This window comes from Cohnella rhizosphaerae (assembly GCF_029525575.1).
GTDB classification, from domain to species: Bacteria; Bacillota; Bacilli; order Paenibacillales; family Paenibacillaceae; genus Cohnella; species Cohnella rhizosphaerae.
The window spans coordinates 364,862-380,140 of the sequence record NZ_JAPDIA010000001.1; the positions used below are offsets into that span (position 1 = coordinate 364,862).

Below are 15,279 nucleotides of genomic sequence, written 5' to 3' on the forward strand. Positions count from 1 at the left end.
GCGCATCCCCTACCGGTTCTCCCCCCCGCCGATTCGATCAATGCCCGCAGCATCGGCATATTGCCGTTGCGTACCTGCCCGATGCCCGGCTCGGCCTCGACGGGCACGACATCGTCGCCTGCGGTAACGACGATGACCCTGGGCCTGCGATATACGCGGGGCTTCGCTATGCCCAGGGAAGCCAGCAGCGCGGCCTGGCCCGGCCCGATTCGCGTTCCCGCAGCGATCAGCGCGCTCCCTGCCGCTGCCTCGGCGCCAGCCGCGGTCACATGCCTGCCCTTTGTCTCCGGCCGCAAAAAAGACAGCTTGCCGAATGCCGTCGCCGCCTTCCTTTATAGCCACCGCTTCCTGCATCACGACCGTATCCGCGCCTTCGGGCAACGGCCCCCCCGTCCCGACGCGCATAGCCTCGCCCGGACGAACGCGGTGCGTCACGGCGCCGCGAGCGTCTCCTTGCAACAGCCGAAGCATGACAGGGCTCTGCGGCGACGCCGAGGCCAGATCCGCCGCGATGACCGCATAGCCGTCCATGCCGGAGCGCGCAAACGCCGGTATCGGCGCATGCGTCCGCACCGGCTCCGCCAATCGGAGGCCGTTCGCTTTGAGCAGCGGCATCCCTTCGGCAACGGTCGGTACGGCCCAAGCTAAGATGCGCCGCTGCGCTTCATCAAGGGGGGATCGCGTCCCGACGTCCATTCATTTTTCTCTAGGCCCCTTAATTATTCAATATAAAATCAACGAATTCCAAATAATTACATCCGCAATATGAATATCGATTTTCTGATTGCATCCCATTATCCCATCGGCTCAGAACGGCCTCTCGCCACGGCACTCCATCGAACGGAAGCGAAAGCGTCTGCGAGGTACGACTGCTCCATCAACGACTGCTCCATCAACGAGTGCATTATCACCGACTGCTCCATCGACGTGACAATTCCATCGACATGACAATTCCATCGATGCGAAGGCTCCATCGGCGTGACGTCTCCATCGAGGCGATTGCTCTACCGACGTGACGGATAATCGCAACCGTCATGTTAACTATTTTATCATTTCTACCCGACTCGAAATAGTGCGCAGGACGTTCAGCGCTGATTCAATGGGATAATGGGATGCGTATCTAAAATAAAAACGCACCGTCGCCGGTTTCCCGACCGGACGATGCGTTCACTTGTTCAGCGCTGAAACTATACGCCCACGCCGACGTGCGCCAGCGCCTTGGACAGCCTGGCGATGCCTTCGCGCGCGCGCTCCTCGGCCGTGTACGAGAAGTTGAAGCGCGCTTTGTTAAGCTCCGGCTGCTCCGCGTAGAAAGAGACGCCGGGCACGAAGGCGACGCCGTGCTCGACGGCGGTCTTCAGCAGTTCGGCCGTGTTCACCGCGGACGGGAACTCGATCCAGATGAACATGCCGCCCTTCGGCACTTCCCATTTGACGCCCGGCCATGCTTCCTGCTCGAGCAGACCGACCATATTTTCCATCCGCTTCTCATACTCCGAGCGGACGAATTCGATGTGGCCGTCCAGATCGAAGTGCGTCAGCAACTGGTACAGCGTCTGCTGATCCAGCGTGCTGGACTGCAGGTCGGCCGCCTGCTTGGCGCGCGCCATGTTGCGAATGATATCCGCGTCGGCCATGACCCAGCCGGTACGAAGACCGGGCGCGACCGTCTTGGAAAAGGTGCTCGTATATACGACGCAAGAGCCCGCGACGGACGGCGCCAGCGAGAAAATCGACGGATACGTCAGCGACGCGTCGCCGAACTTCAACTCGCCGTACGGATCGTCCTCGAGGATAAGCGTGTCCGTGCGTTGGCAAAGCTCAAGCACGGCTTTGCGGCGCTCAAGATTCCAGGCCTTGCCCGTCGGATTCGAGAACGTCGGAATGACGTAGAGCATCTTGGGCTTGTGCTTCAGCAGCTTGGCTTCCAGGTCCGCAAGGTCGAGGCCGTCGCTGTCGCCTTCGACGGACACGGTCTCCGCGCCGTAGGAACGGAACACCTGCAGCGCGGACAAATAGGTCGGGCGCTCGACCAGGATCGTGTCGCCCGGATCGATGTAGATGCGCGTAAGCAAGTCGATCGCCTGCTGCGAACCCGTCGTGAGCAGCATGTCGTCGGGCGTGACGGCGCAGCCCTTGCGCGCCATGCGCGCGCAGAGCGCCTCGCGCAGCGGCAGATAGCCTTCGGTCAGGCCGTACTGGAGCGCCTTGTTGCCTTGGGCCATCACGCGCTGGAACGCTTCGGACACCGCGGCGACCGGGAAGTGCTCTTCGGCGGGCAGCCCGCCGGCGAAGGAGATGATCGAATCCCCTTGCGTCAGCTTCAAAATTTCCCGGACTGCCGAGGAGGAGAAGCTCCCGAGTCTGGAGGAGTATCGATAGTTCATACGGGGTTCCCCATTTCTCAAATGACGTCGGTCCGTAGCTTTGAAGCGGCGGGCCTCCGCCTTCATATTCGATAGCTTTAGATCAAAGTGACGTTGTCGCGGTCACGTTTGGTGCGAGGCGGCTCCTGCCGCTTCTCGACGAGACGGTTGAGCGCGTCCACGTAGGCCCGCGCGCTCGCCTCGAGAATGTCGGTGCTGACGCCGCGGCCTTGCGCGCTGTACTCGCCCTGCTTCAGCACGACGTGAACCTCGCCGAGCGCGTCCGTGCCGTCCGTCACCGACTTGATCGTATAGTCGTCCAGCTCGACGACCTCGCCCGTCTGGGCGTTGATCGCATGGTAGATCGCGTCGACGGAGCCGTTGCCTTCGGCAGTATGCGATACGATGCCGCTTGGCGTCTTCAGCCTGACCGTCGCGCTCGGACCCTTATGGCTGTCGAACGAGACGATAAGCTGTTCAAGCGCGAACACTTCGGGCGTCTCGATTATTTTCTCCTCGAGCAGCGCCAGAATGTCCTCGTTGGACACGTCCTTCTTGCGGTCGGCCAGGTCCTTGAACTTGCCGAAGGCCGCATTGACCTGCTCCTCGGACAAGCCTTCGAAGCCAAGATCCACGAGCTTCTCGCGGAAGGCGTGACGGCCGGAGTGCTTGCCGAGGACAAGCTTGCTGTCCTTCATGCCGATCGTCGCGGGAGAAATGATCTCGTACGTCGTCTTCTCCTTCAGCACGCCGTCCTGATGGATGCCCGACTCGTGCGCGAAAGCATTCGCGCCGACGATCGCCTTGTTGCCCGGCACGGGCATGCCGGTCAGCTTGCTGACGAGGCGGCTCGTCTTGGCGATCTCCTGCAGGTTCAGGCCGGTGGTCGCCTGGAAGAACTCTCCGCGCGTGTAAAGCGCGAGCGCCACTTCTTCAAGCGCGGTGTTGCCCGCGCGCTCGCCGATGCCGTTGATCGTGCCTTCGATCTGATCGGCGCCGTTCTGGATCGCCGCCAGCGCATTGGCCGTCGCAAGGCCCAGATCGTCATGGCAGTGCGCCGACAGCTGCACCTTCTCGATGCCGGGCACCTGCTCCTTCATCGTCTTGAAAATGTTGCCGTATTCGTAAGGCGACAAATAGCCGACCGTGTCCGGCAGATTCACGACGGATACGCCGAGCTTGACGGCAAGCGCTGTCACTTCGACGAGGAAGTCGATCTCCGTGCGGCCCGCATCCTCTGCCGAAAACTCCACTTGGGAAAAGTGCTTCTTCGCGTACTTGATCATCGCTTCCGCGGCTTCGAGCACCTCGTGCTTTTCCATGCGCAGCTTGTGCTTGCGGTGGATCGGCGAGGTGGCGAGGAAAATGTGGATGCGCGGATCCTGGGCGCCCTTCAGCGCTTCGACGACCGCGTCGATATCCTTCTCGCGGGAACGGGCCAGGCCGGTGACGGACGCGTTCTTGACGGCGCGAGCGACCGCATTGACCGCGGCGAGGTCGCCGGGCGAAGCGATCGGAAAGCCGGCTTCGATCCGGTCGATGCCGAGCTTTTCGAGCTGCAGGGCGATTTCGACTTTTTCCTGCGTATTCAGGTTGACCCCCGGGGATTGCTCACCGTCGCGGAGCGTCGTGTCGAACATATAAATTTTGCGCATGGCAGAGCCTGTCGGCCCGCACCTCCGATCGTCATGCATATGAGAGAAAGAGAAGGCCGAAATGCTCCGACCTTCTCCCGATTATAACATAGGGTTAGCTTGTTCTTACTTCTTGATCCAGTGCATCAGGCCGCGCAGCTGCGCGCCGACGACTTCGATCGGGTGCTCGGCTTCGATGCGGCGGGTCGCCGTCATGAACGCGTTGCCGGATTGATTCTCGAGGATGAAGTCGCGAGCGAACTTGCCCGTTTGAATGTCGGTCAGAACGGCCTTCATCGCCTTTTTCGTTTCGTCGGTCACGACGCGCGGGCCGGTGACGTAGTCGCCGTACTCGGCCGTGTTGGAGATCGAGCTGCGCATCGAAGCGAGTCCGCCTTCGTACATCATGTCGACGATCAGCTTCAGCTCGTGCAGGACTTCGAAGTATGCCATCTCAGGCGCGTAGCCGCCTTCGACCAGCGTTTCGAAGCCGGCTTTGACGAGCGCCGTAGCGCCGCCGCACAGGACGGCTTGCTCGCCGAACAGGTCGGTCTCGGTCTCTTCGCGGAACGACGTCTCGATGACGCCCGCGCGGGTACAGCCGATGCCCTTGGCATAAGCCATGCCGATCTCGAATGCCTTGCCCGTGCCGTTCTGGTGGATGGCGATCAGGCCGGGAACGCCGAAGCCTTCGACGTACGTGCGGCGAACCATGTGGCCCGGGGACTTCGGCGCGACGAGCAGAACGTCGGCGTCCTTCGGCGCGACGATCTGGCCGAAGTGAACGTTGAAGCCGTGGGAGAACATGAGGGCTGCGCCCTTCTTCAGGTTCGGCTCGATCTCTTCGCGGTAAACGCGAGCTTGCGTTTCGTCAGGCATCAGGATTTGAACGACATCCGCCTTGGATACCGCTTCCGCAACCGGGAAAACTTCGAAGCCGTCGTTGCGGGCCGCTTGGGCGGACTTGCCTTCGCGAAGGCCGATGATGACTTGCAGGCCGCTGTCGCGCAGGTTTTGCGCTTGGGCGTGGCCCTGGCTGCCGTAGCCGATGACCGCGATCGTTTTGTTTTGCAGGGCGCCGAGGTCGGCGTCTTTTTCGTGGAACAGTTTGACTGCCATTAGTAAGATCCTCCTTAGTATGTGAAGCTGGGATATATAGGCGACCCTCATGGAACGGGCGTCCCAAGGGAGAACCGAATTCGCGCGGCGCGAGCCTGCTCTTGGTACAAGCCTTGTCCGCGAAAGGGAGTTCTCCCCTCGAACACCCGCTCCAGGGATAGCGGATGAAGGAAATAATGCCGGGGGGCGGCTGCGCAATCGCGCCTGCGCTTAACGCGCGCTGCCCCGCGCCATCGCCGTCACGCCCGTCCGCGACAGCTCGCGGATGCCGTACGGCTTGAGCAGCTCGATCATGGCGTCGATCTTGTCGGTGTCGCCGACGACCTGAACGATCAGGCTGTTCGGGCTGATGTCCACGACGGCCGCCCGGAACGTATCGACGATGCCCAGAATCTCAGGCCGCGCAGAAGGATCGGCGCCGATCTTGATCAGACCGAGCTCGCGGGCGACCATCGGACTGCTTCCGATATCGACGACTTTGATGACGTCGATAATTTTGTAAAGCTGCTTTTCGATCTGCTCGAGCGTATGGTCGTCGCCCTTCGTGACGATAACCATGCGGGACAGGCCCGGCTCTTCGGACGATCCGACGGTGATGCTCTCGATATTGAAGCCCCGGCGTCCGAACAGGCCGGACACCCGCTGCAGCACGCCGGGCTGGTCGTTCACGAGAATGGCGATCGTATGTCTGGTGCTCATTCGTCATCCCCCATCAGCATTTGATCGATGGTGCTGCCCTGCGTAACCATCGGATAAACGTTCTCGCCCTTGCGGACGACGAACTCGACGACGGCCGGACCGTCGTGCGCGAGCGCCGCTTCCCAGGCGGTGCGGGCTTCGTCCTTGTTGGTCGCGCGGAAAGCCTTCACGCCGTACGCTTCGGCCAGCTTGACGAAATCCGGGCTGCCTGCCAGGTCGATGTGGCTGTAGCGATTGTCGTAGATAAGCTCCTGCCACTGCCGGACCATGCCGAGCACCTGGTTGTTCAGGATCGCGACCTTGACCGGAATGTTGTTGATCGCGCAGATCGCCAGCTCCTGCGAGCACATCTGCATGCCGCCGTCGCCGTTGATCGAGACGACCGTGCGGTCCGGGTTGCCCATCTGCGCGCCGATCGCCGACGGGAAGCCGAAGCCCATCGTGCCGAGGCCGCCTGAGGTGACCCAGGAGCGCGGCTGATTGAACGGATAGTACTGCGCGGCCCACATCTGGTGCTGGCCGACGTCGGTCGTGACGATCGCGTCGCCGTGCGTCGTCTCGTGAATCATCGATACGACCCATTGCGGCTTAAGCTCCTCGTCCGAATCCCTGTACGCGAACGGCTTCGCCGCCTTGCGCTCGGCGATCAGCGCCCGCCAGGCATCGGCCTTGGAGGCATACTTGGCGCCGGCGACCGCCTGCTGCAGCACGGCCTTGACGTCGCCGACGATCGGGATGTCGGTCGGCACGTTTTTGCCGATCTCCGCCGGGTCGATGTCGACGTGCACGATCTTCGCGTTCGGCGCGAAGCCGTTGAGCTTGCCCGTCACGCGGTCGTCGAAGCGCGCGCCGATGTTGACGAGCAGATCCGACTCCTGGATCGCCATGTTGGCCGTCCACGTGCCGTGCATGCCCGGGAAGCCCATGTGCAGCTCGTGTCCGCTCGGGAAAGCCCCGAGGCCCAGCAGCGTCGTCGTGACCGGGATGCCCGTCTTCTCGGCGAAGGCAAGCACTTCCTCGTGGGCGCCGGAGTAGACGGCGCCGCCGCCGACCAGCAGCACCGGACGCTCCGCCTGCTCGATCGCGCGCAGCATCTTGTCGACCTGCTGCTTGTTCGGCTGCACGGTCGGGTTGTAGCCGCGAAGCTTCACTTCGGTGTGCGGCTTGAACAGCGCCTTCTCGTTGGAGACGTCCTTCGGAATGTCGATCAGGACGGGGCCCTTGCGGCCCGAATTGGCGATATGGAACGCCTCGTGAATGATGCGCGGCAGATCCTCGGCCTTGCGCACCAGATAGCTGTGCTTCGTGATCGGCATCGTGATGCCTACGATGTCGGCTTCCTGAAAGGCGTCCGTGCCGATCAGCGACGTCGCGACGTTGCCGGTGATAACGACGAGCGGCACGGAGTCCATATAGGCCGTCGCGATGCCGGTGACGAGGTTGGTCGCGCCCGGGCCCGACGTCGCGATGCATACGCCGACCTTGCCCGTGCTCCGCGCATAGCCGTCGGCCGCGTGGATCGCGCCCTGTTCGTGACGGGTCAGCAGGTGATTGAAATCCTCGAAGCCGTACATCGCGTCGTAAATATACAGAACGGCGCCGCCCGGATAGCCGAATACGCAGTCGACACCTTCGAGCAGCAGGCTGCGCAGCAGCATCTCGGATCCCGAGATGACCTCTTGCTTGCCCCATTTCTCGATCAATTGTTCCTTGGACTTGAGCGTGGCACTGTTCGCGACCATCCTTCATCCTCCTTAAGTAGAATCTTCTATAAAGCCAGTATGCTGCAAATCAAAATAAAAAAGCCCTTCGTCCGAACGTCTGCTAGACGTTCAGGGACGAAAGGCTGTTCCTTCCGCGGTACCACCCGGATTCGCGCGCGATCTCGCGATCGGCGCCTCATCAAGTATGCCGCCGATCCGAGCGCTCGGAGGACGACCATACTTCAGGCGCGATAACGTGCGCCATCCCGAGACTCCTTAATAAGCCGCATGCAGCCGTTCGGGAGACCAGCTCCGAGGAGACCTTGCGTACAGGGTTATCGGCATCGGTCTCAGCAATCCCGACGCTCTCTGAGCGATAGTGCCCACCCGCATCTTCCTCTTCAACGCTGTTCAAGATGAATCAATGTAGTACCCATTATATGCTCCGGTGAAGCGTTAGTCAAGACAAGGATTAAAGGCTCCGGATAAATCCGTTTTCACCCAAGCGCGGAGAGCCTTCCGCCCCTCCCCTTCATATGATAGTGCAGGAAACGCGCTTCGGATGCGGACCGCTCTGGAGGTGATGGCTTATGTTGCGCTGGCTGAGGCGCGGCGATCTGCCCGCGATCGTCCGGATCGTCCGGCGGGAGCTGATCCCGATCTCTCCCCATCCGCAGCCGGGCGGCCGGCAGCTTCGCAAGGACATGAAGGCGCGCCTGGCGCAAGGATCGACGCTGATCGCATCGGAGAACGGCAGGGTTTGCGCGTTTCTCCATCTTATTATGCAGCACGGCACGCTCTTCGTCGATCTCCTCGCCGTGGACCGTTCCTGCCAGGGCAAGGGGTACGGCTCGAGGCTGATGAACCGCGCGGAACGCCATGCGAGGAACCTGGGCTGCCGTCGCGCGATGCTGTACGTCGACGAGGGGAACGAGAACGGCGCGCGGTTTTACGGGCGGCTCGGCTATTCGGTCGCGGCGCATCATGAAACGTTGAAGTGTTATGAAATGCATAAATGGCTCTAATGCGGACTATTCTCTCCGCTCCAGTCGGATCGGCATCGCCTGCAGCGGGATGCTTCCCTCTCTGACGCGGACGGTCTCGGCCTGGAATGCGCCTTTGTAAGCGAATATTTGGCCCATCAGCGAGTTGCGGACCGACACGGCGATGCGGTAGCAGTCGTCGTCGTCGTCGTACCATTCGCACACGTCCGCGCAGCCGGTGAGCGGCGCCGGAAAACGGAATCCGAGCGGGCCTTCGTAAAAGCGCTGCTCGCCCGAGCGGATCTGAATGCCGCCGTTCGGCGCCGTCCAAACGTCCAGATCGACCGCAAGATGCTGTTTATTTCCCAGGTAATCGACGATTCGTCCGCGACGGCCGCTGTATACCATCGTCGCGTCGAAGCGCCGAATCGACCGTTCGAAGCGAAACGTGCGGTTGATGGTCAGCGTCTCTCTGCCGAGCGCGTCGCGGTAGGCGTAATTTTCGATGGAAAACGGAACCTGGCGGCCGCCCTGGGGAAACATGATATGCCGGGCGGCGCCGACCGCGAGCGGCAGCGCCGCCCACTTCGCGTATCGGACCTCCTCCATCACGCCGCGCCCGATCGAAGCGATCCCTTCCCGGCTGGCGAATCCGAAGCGCTCGCGAATTTTCGGGTGCAGCTTTGCGAATTCCTTCTCCCCGAGCGCCCTTTCGAAGATCGACTTCATTTTTGCCCCTCCTCCGTCTTTTTATGATTCCGGCTTGCGGGCTGCCGTCGGCATCGCTTCGCGGACGGCAGCCCCTTGCGCGTCGAGACGGCAACGAACGTCGCCGCCAGCATAAGCATCGCGAGCGTAAGCGGGTTGAACGGCGCGTACAGCAGCGAAGGCGTACCTGCAGTCGCGCCGACAGTCAGCGCGCATAGCGCGATCGCCTGCGCCGCGAGCAATCCCCGCGATCTTCGAAGCGCGATGACGGCCGCGAGCAGCAGCTCGCCGATGCCCAGCGCCGCGTTGATCGCCGGCTCCGCACCGGGAAACCAGCCGAGCGCCCGCAGCAGCTCCAGCTCGCCCGACGCGGCCGGATACAGCAGCTTCGGCACCAGCCCCGCATACGCCCAGCAAAGCGACAGGACGGCGATGCCGAGCGCGTGCAGCTTGGCGCGCAGCAGGCTCTCCTCCGGCGGTATGCCGCGATCGAGCCACAGCCGCAGCGCGTCGAAGCTCCAGGCGGTCGCCCAGCCGAACAAGGGCCTGAACAGCAGACGGTCGAGCCATCGCCCCGCGCGGCCGAAGCGCGCGCGGTAGTCGAAGCGCGTGACGAACTTCACGCCGCCGCCCGGCAGCGGCGAATAGCGCCAGTAGCCGCCGCCGCTTCCGATGAGCGACATCGGATGGTCCGTGCCGAAGGCGAGAACCGAAGTTCGGACGCCGTCCGGCGCAACTTCCGGCGCCCTGGACTTCCCGGTGCCGCGGATCGAAAGGCCAAAGCCGATCCGGGTCAGATAGAGAAAGCGCTGATCGTCCTCCGGAGAAGCCTTGGGCAAATAGTCGATCTCGGAGAAGCGCAGATCCCATCGCTCATGAAGCTTCGGCTTGCTGCGTATGGCGCCAGAGCGCCTCCATGCCGGAAGCGATGTCGATCTCCACGTAGATCGGCCCGCCCGCGCCCGCTGCTCGTCCACGAACTCGCCGCCCGCTCATCGGCTGCCGCCCTGCGGTTCGTCCGCTTGCGTCGCCGCCGCCCTTGCTCCATCCTCGCCCGGCGGCGTGGCGCCTTGCCCGTCGCCTGCCGCTGCCGCGTCCCCGCGCTGCGCGCTCCAGCTCCCGCCGTCCAGCAGCCTGCGCCGCAGCCGTTCGTCCGGCACAGCCGGGCAGCGCCAGCCCATGCGTCCGGCCAGCCGGTGCCGCCGCGCGGCGACCGCGTCGTAGACGGCATCGCGCAGCCGCTCGGGCACGAGCCGCAGCGCCGCGGCCAAAGCGGGCCAAGGCGCGTCGAGCGCCGCGAGCGCGCGGATCGCGGCCGCCGAGCGCGTCCACGACGCCGCGCCGCGGACGAGCACGAAGCTGCCCGCGGCGGGCCGCGCGATGCCCAGCCGCGCCGTCAGCGCCCGTCCGGCCGCGGAATCCAGCGCCGCGAAGCGCAGCCGCGCCGCCCGGTCCCGCTTCGCCGCGAAGCGGGCGATGCCGTCGCACAACGCGCACTCGCCGTCCACCAGCAGCACGACCGCTTCCGACTCGTTACCCCGCATGCCGCTCGCCGGGCGCCGCAAGGCCGCAGGCTTGCGGAAGCCTCCGCCCTTTTTCCCCGTATCCCCGTATCGTCCCATTCCGCAACGCCTCCTTCATGTCCCCATTGTAGCGGCCGGCGTCGAATCGCGGCAGTTCCAACTTCCGTAGGACGGCAGGCGCGGGAGGGACTATAAAAAATAGGCCCCCGGCGAATCGCCGGAAGCCTATCGAACGCGAAAAGCTATAAAGCCATCGTCATGTACACGCTGTAAGGGTCCTCTTTATAGTCCGCGAACGGACCGCAATATTCGAAGCCGAACTTCTCGTACAGCTTGCGCGCGGGGATGAACGATTCAGGCGAACCGGTCTCCAGGCTTAGCCGCGTAAAGCCCCGGCTTCTCGCCTCCGCCACGATATGGGCGAGCAAGCCCGCCGCCACGCCCTTGCGCAGATGCGCCTCCGCCGTCCGCATGGACTTCAGCTCCCCGTGCCCGCCGCCGAGATCCTTCAGCGCGCCGCAGCCCATCAAATCCCGACCGTCCCACGCGCTCCAGAAGGTGATCTCCGGCCGCTTCAGTCCCGCGAGATCGAGCGCGTGAACGCTCTCCGGCGGGGTATCCGCCGCCATGCCGCGCAGGTGCGCCTCCAGCAGCGCCGCCACCTCGGGTCCTGACAGGTCGTCCACGATAATGTTCATTTCAACATCTCCTTTTCCTCCGGATAAAGCCCCGATGCGCGCGCCCTATTTGCCCTCTTCTTTTCTCTGTTCGGAGAGATGGTTGTCGAGACCGCCCTTCCGAACCTTGTCGACCGCCTCGCGCCCGCTGCGCGCGCCGAGTTTTTTTGAGAATTTTGTTCACCTGGTTTTTGAGCGTGCTCTCGGACTTGTACAGCTTGCGCTCGATCTGCGCATGCGTGCAGCCTTCCTCCAGCAGCTCGTACACCTCCCGCTCGGCGGCGGTCAGCGGCTGCAGCTGCTCCTCCCGCCGAAGCCGCCTCAGCTCCTTCAAAAGTGCCTCCATCGCCTCGGGATGATGGTAGACGCCGCGAATCGCCTGGGGGGAGCTCCTTGAACCGGGACTTGTCCAGGTAGTGCAGCGCGCCGGCCGCGAAGGCGTCCGTCATCGTGCGCTCGGACGCGTCCGACGTCAGCATGACGATGCGGACCGGACGAAGCTCCGCCAAAGCGAGCGCGGTAAAGATGCCGTCGCGGCCGGCCTCGGTCAGATGAACGTCCAGCAGCGCCACGTCGAATTCGATCGAAGCGGCCAAGCGCAGCGCCTCCTCCGGCGTCGACGCCGTGCCGACGACCAGCAAGTCTTCCTCCCGGTTCAAATAAACGCTCATCGACTTGACCCAATCCGGATCGTCCTCGACGAGCAGCAGACGAATCGGCTTCATGTCCCCGTTCCCTCCTTCATCCTCCGCGATCGCGGAATCCGCAGCCGCACGACCGTGCCGGCTCCGGGCTCGCTGTCGATCTCCGCGCGGCCGCCGCATTTGCGAAGCACCTGGTGGACGTAGGACAAGCCCAGCCCGTAATTGCGCTTGCCCTGCTTCGTGCTGTAAAACGGCTCCCACACCCGCTCGAGCAGCTCGGGCGGCATGCCCGCGCCGGTATCCCGGACGCTGAGCACGATATCCCGGCGTTCCTTCGCGATCTTCGCCTCCAGCGTACCGCCCGCCTCCATCGCGTCCGCGGCATTGGCAAGCACGTTGCCGATCGCTTCGCGCAAATGGACCGGGTCCGCGAACAGCGCCTCCGTCTCGCCGTACGCTTCCGCGACGGAGACGCCTTGTCTAGCGAAGCGCTCACGCAGCGGCTCCAGCGCCTCCTTCATGAGCGCGGCCGGATCGCAGCGCGCCGGATTCCAGGCGAAATCCCGCGTGCGGCTGTGGATCCGCCCTGCCATCTCCTGCAAATGCGCCGCCGCCCGTTCGATGACCGCGAGCTGCTCCTCCCTGACGGCGCCGTTTCCGCCTGGTGCGAGGAGGCGCAAGTTTTCCACGCTGATCGCGATCTTGCCGACCTCGTTTTTAATCGTATGGTTGAGCAGGCTCGTCCCCATGCCGGCCGCCTTCATGGCGCCGGCGAGCGAATCGCTCTCGACGCGCACCTTGACGCCGAGCACCCCGTAGACGAACACGCACAGCAGCGCGATCGCGAACGAATACACGAAAAAAGCCGAGATGTAACCGAAAAAGTCGAAATCGGGCCAAATCGCCTTGGCGACATGGATAAACGCGACGACGCCGAGCAGCGTCGGAACGGTGATGAGCACGGTAATCAGGCGGCCCCTGCGAATCCGCCGGTCGGTCTCACGGAGGTAGGACGCGACGAGCAGCGCGCACGCCGCCAAATAATAGGGCGCGGCCCATACCAGCATCAGCGGGTAGTCGGGCTCGAAGCTTCCGCGCAGCAGGCCGTAAACGAGCATAGCCGCGGGCGGCAGCAGCAGCCAAGCCTTCAGCCGCCGCCGCTTCGCCCAAGCCGCCGTCGTCCCGCCGGCGTAGACGAGACTGAAGACGAGGACGCCGTACGGCGTCACGATCTGGTTGAGCAGCTGCGCGACCTCGAACCAGACATGCGGCAGCGGCGACTGCAGCCACAGACGCGCCACGCCGCCGGTCGCGGCGCTCAGCAGGAAAAAGGCGGCCCAGCGGCCGCTCTCGCTGCGAACGTCGGAAGCGAGCAGCACGACCGCGGCCGCGGACAACATAAGAACGTAATAGAGCATGAAGTCTCCTCACTCGGCTTGACGCCCGGCGCGTTTCCTGGTTGGAAGCGCGCCGCTCGCCTGGGAAGCGTTCTTGCAACCGTCAGGCTATCTTACCTCCGATTATACGCGAAGCGCGCCCGTTCCTCTAGCGTCGAAATGTACCAGGACGATGCGACACGATGCGCCGGATCGAGGAACAGCGTCGATTCGCCGGCCTCCCTGCCGCCTTCTTAAAATCGCTCCGATACGACCTTCGCCTGCGTGAACAGCAGCAAGTAGTCCCGCCCCCCCCGCCTTGGAGTCCGTGCCCGACATGTTAAACCCGCCGAACGGATGCGTGCCGACGAGCGCCCCGGTGCATTTGCGGTTGAGATACAGGTTGCCTGCGAAAAACGAGCGGCGGGCCAACTCCAGATGCGCCCTGTCGTTCGAGATCACGGCGCCCGTCAGGCCGTAGTCGGTATCGTTCGCGATGCGCAGCGCCTCTTCGAACGATGCCGCCCGCGTGAACGATACGACCGGTCCGAAGATCTCCTCCTGCGAGATTCGCGCCTTCGGATCGACGTCGGCAAAAATCGTCGGCTCCACGAACCAACCTCCGGGATCGCCGGTGCCGCCCCCCAGGACGAGCCTACCCTCCTGTTTGCCGATCGCGATATAATCGAGAATTTTGCGAAACGCCTTCTCGTCGACGACCGGCCCGACGTCGGTCGCGCGGTCGGCAGGATCTCCGACGACGAGCTTTCGGGTTCGTTCCGCGACTTTATCCAGCACCGCTTCATATATATCTTGGTGTACGACCGCGCGCGAGCAGGCCGAGCACTTCTGACCGGAAAAGCCGAACGCCGAAGCGACGATCGCGTCGGCGGCCAGCTCGGCGTCGGCGTCCGCATCGACGACGATCGCGTCCTTGCCGCCCATCTCCAGGACGACGCGCTTGATCCATCGCTGCCCCGGCTGCGTCTTGGCCGCGCGTTCGTTAATGCGCAAGCCGACGTCGCGGGAACCCGTGAAGCTGACGAAGCGCGTCAGCGGATGGTCCACCAGCGCGTCGCCTACTTCGCCGCCCTGGCCGGGCAGGAAGTTCACGACGCCCGGAGGCAGCCCCGCCCGCTCGAGCAGCTCGACGAACTTGGCGGCGACGACGGGCGTCGGGCTTGCCGGCTTGAGCACGACCGCATTGCCGCACACGATCGCCGCGCTGGTCATCCCCGCGACGATCGCCAGCGGGAAGTTCCAGGGCGGGATGACGACGCCGACGCCTAGGGGCGCGTAATAGAGCTGGTTCTCCTCCTCCGCGGACGGCGTCAGGGGCTGCGGCAGGCTGATGCGCTGCATCTCCCGCGCGTAAAATTCCATGAAGTCGATCGCCTCCGCGGTGTCGGCGTCCGCCTCGGCGCGCGTCTTGCCGGCTTCGAGCGTCATCCAGGCCGAAAACTCGTGCTTGCGCCGCCGCAGCATCGCCGCCGCGCGGTACAAGTAGCGCGCCCGCGCATCGGGATCGACCTGCTTCCAGGTATCGAACGCGGCGGACGCGGCGGCAATCGCCCGCTCCGCCAGCCCGCGGTCCGCCTGCGCGACCATGCCGACGACCTGATCGCGCTTGGCCGGGTTGACGGATGCCGCCTTGCGTTCCGTATCGATGCGCGCGCCGCCGACGACAAGCGGGTAGCTTCGGCCGAGCTCGGCTTCGGCTTGCCGGAGCGCGGCGTCATAGGCAAGGTTGGCCTGCTCCGCCTTGAAGTTCGTGAAGGCTTCGTTTTTGAATTCCGTCCTCATCCCTTAAGACAGCCTCCTTCGGGTAACGAATGGTAACAGCCGTT

Annotated in this window: 14 protein-coding genes and 1 pseudogene; 1 reads left to right on the forward strand and 14 read right to left on the reverse strand. The window is 63.8% G+C overall.

Annotated elements, in window-relative coordinates:
- Window positions 1–9: 9 nt before the first annotated feature.
- From OMP40_RS01755 to ilvB, 6 genes are all read right to left on the reverse strand, one after another.
- Window positions 10–696 (reverse strand): MoeA family protein, encoded by a 687-nt coding sequence (locus OMP40_RS01755; protein ID WP_277528660.1) that lies wholly within the window; start codon window positions 694–696, stop codon window positions 10–12.
- 491 nt (window positions 697–1,187) lie between these two features.
- Window positions 1,188–2,387 (reverse strand): aminotransferase-like domain-containing protein, encoded by a 1,200-nt coding sequence (locus tag OMP40_RS01760; protein WP_277528661.1) that lies wholly within the window; start codon window positions 2,385–2,387, stop codon window positions 1,188–1,190.
- A gap of 77 nt (window positions 2,388–2,464) precedes the next feature.
- A complete protein-coding gene (locus tag OMP40_RS01765) occupies window positions 2,465–4,021 on the reverse strand; it encodes a 2-isopropylmalate synthase (protein ID WP_277528664.1) in 1,557 nt (518 codons plus the stop codon).
- A gap of 105 nt (window positions 4,022–4,126) precedes the next feature.
- A complete protein-coding gene (gene ilvC, locus OMP40_RS01770) occupies window positions 4,127–5,119 on the reverse strand; it encodes a ketol-acid reductoisomerase (protein WP_090114013.1) in 993 nt (330 codons plus the stop codon).
- A gap of 210 nt (window positions 5,120–5,329) precedes the next feature.
- Window positions 5,330–5,818 (reverse strand): acetolactate synthase small subunit, encoded by a 489-nt coding sequence (ilvN, locus tag OMP40_RS01775; protein WP_277528667.1) that lies wholly within the window; start codon window positions 5,816–5,818, stop codon window positions 5,330–5,332.
- On the reverse strand, window positions 5,815–7,560 hold the full coding sequence (gene ilvB / locus OMP40_RS01780; protein ID WP_277528668.1) for a biosynthetic-type acetolactate synthase large subunit: 1,746 nt from the start codon (window positions 7,558–7,560) through the stop codon (window positions 5,815–5,817). The genes ilvN and ilvB overlap by 4 nt, the downstream gene beginning before the upstream one ends.
- Window positions 7,561–8,111: 551 nt before the next feature.
- Between ilvB and OMP40_RS01785 the strand changes: the two genes are divergently transcribed.
- On the forward strand, window positions 8,112–8,546 hold the full coding sequence (locus OMP40_RS01785) for a GNAT family N-acetyltransferase (RefSeq protein ID WP_277528670.1): 435 nt from the start codon (window positions 8,112–8,114) through the stop codon (window positions 8,544–8,546).
- 6 nt (window positions 8,547–8,552) lie between these two features.
- On the opposite strand, the gene OMP40_RS01790 is transcribed toward OMP40_RS01785, so the two are convergent.
- From OMP40_RS01790 to pruA, 8 genes and pseudogenes are all read right to left on the reverse strand, one after another.
- Window positions 8,553–9,233, reverse strand: coding sequence for a DUF4166 domain-containing protein (locus OMP40_RS01790; RefSeq protein WP_277528672.1), 681 nt, complete (start codon window positions 9,231–9,233; stop codon window positions 8,553–8,555).
- On the reverse strand, window positions 9,230–9,895 hold the full coding sequence (locus tag OMP40_RS01795; RefSeq protein WP_277529208.1) for a DoxX-like family protein: 666 nt from the start codon (window positions 9,893–9,895) through the stop codon (window positions 9,230–9,232). The genes OMP40_RS01790 and OMP40_RS01795 overlap by 4 nt, the downstream gene beginning before the upstream one ends.
- A 190-nt stretch (window positions 9,896–10,085) precedes the next feature.
- Complete coding sequence (locus OMP40_RS01800; RefSeq protein WP_277528674.1) at window positions 10,086–10,208, reverse strand: hypothetical protein; 123 nt, start codon at window positions 10,206–10,208, stop codon at window positions 10,086–10,088.
- Window positions 10,205–10,834: a thiol-disulfide oxidoreductase DCC family protein gene (locus OMP40_RS01805; RefSeq protein WP_277528676.1), complete on the reverse strand. Its 630-nt coding sequence runs from the start codon at window positions 10,832–10,834 to the stop codon at window positions 10,205–10,207. Before OMP40_RS01805 ends, OMP40_RS01800 begins: the two co-directional genes overlap by 4 nt.
- Before the next feature lie 143 nt (window positions 10,835–10,977).
- Entirely contained in the window at window positions 10,978–11,433 is a 456-nt protein-coding gene (locus OMP40_RS01810; RefSeq protein ID WP_277528678.1) for a GNAT family N-acetyltransferase, read from the reverse strand.
- Window positions 11,430–12,137 carry a response regulator gene (locus tag OMP40_RS01815; RefSeq protein WP_338130990.1) on the reverse strand — a complete coding sequence of 236 codons (708 nt, stop codon included), beginning with the start codon at window positions 12,135–12,137 and terminating at the stop codon, window positions 11,430–11,432. The genes OMP40_RS01810 and OMP40_RS01815 overlap by 4 nt, the downstream gene beginning before the upstream one ends.
- Entirely contained in the window at window positions 12,134–13,474 is a 1,341-nt protein-coding gene (locus OMP40_RS01820; RefSeq protein WP_277528681.1) for a sensor histidine kinase, read from the reverse strand. Before OMP40_RS01820 ends, OMP40_RS01815 begins: the two co-directional genes overlap by 4 nt.
- Before the next feature lie 212 nt (window positions 13,475–13,686).
- Window positions 13,687–15,235 (reverse strand): annotated as a pseudogene (gene pruA, locus OMP40_RS01825) (L-glutamate gamma-semialdehyde dehydrogenase).
- Between the last annotated feature and the right edge of the window lie 44 nt (window positions 15,236–15,279).

Coding starts and splice junctions, on each gene's coding strand:
- OMP40_RS01815 (WP_338130990.1), bottom strand. CDS start 12,137: ATGAAGCCGATTCGTCTGCTGCTCGTCGAGGACGATCCGGATTGGGTC.
- ilvB (WP_277528668.1), bottom strand. CDS start 7,560: ATGGTCGCGAACAGTGCCACGCTCAAGTCCAAGGAACAATTGATCGAG.
- ilvC (WP_090114013.1), bottom strand. CDS start 5,119: ATGGCAGTCAAACTGTTCCACGAAAAAGACGCCGACCTCGGCGCCCTG.
- OMP40_RS01820 (WP_277528681.1), bottom strand. CDS start 13,474: ATGCTCTATTACGTTCTTATGTTGTCCGCGGCCGCGGTCGTGCTGCTC.
- OMP40_RS01765 (WP_277528664.1), bottom strand. CDS start 4,021: ATGCGCAAAATTTATATGTTCGACACGACGCTCCGCGACGGTGAGCAA.
- OMP40_RS01810 (WP_277528678.1), bottom strand. CDS start 11,433: ATGAACATTATCGTGGACGACCTGTCAGGACCCGAGGTGGCGGCGCTG.
- OMP40_RS01760 (WP_277528661.1), bottom strand. CDS start 2,387: ATGAACTATCGATACTCCTCCAGACTCGGGAGCTTCTCCTCCTCGGCA.
- OMP40_RS01785 (WP_277528670.1), top strand. CDS start 8,112: ATGTTGCGCTGGCTGAGGCGCGGCGATCTGCCCGCGATCGTCCGGATC.
- OMP40_RS01790 (WP_277528672.1), bottom strand. CDS start 9,233: ATGAAGTCGATCTTCGAAAGGGCGCTCGGGGAGAAGGAATTCGCAAAG.
- OMP40_RS01795 (WP_277529208.1), bottom strand. CDS start 9,895: ATGTCGCTCATCGGAAGCGGCGGCGGCTACTGGCGCTATTCGCCGCTG.
- OMP40_RS01800 (WP_277528674.1), bottom strand. CDS start 10,208: ATGAGCGGGCGGCGAGTTCGTGGACGAGCAGCGGGCGCGGGCGGGCCG.
- ilvN (WP_277528667.1), bottom strand. CDS start 5,818: ATGAGCACCAGACATACGATCGCCATTCTCGTGAACGACCAGCCCGGC.
- OMP40_RS01805 (WP_277528676.1), bottom strand. CDS start 10,834: ATGGGACGATACGGGGATACGGGGAAAAAGGGCGGAGGCTTCCGCAAG.
- OMP40_RS01755 (WP_277528660.1), bottom strand. CDS start 696: ATGGACGTCGGGACGCGATCCCCCCTTGATGAAGCGCAGCGGCGCATC.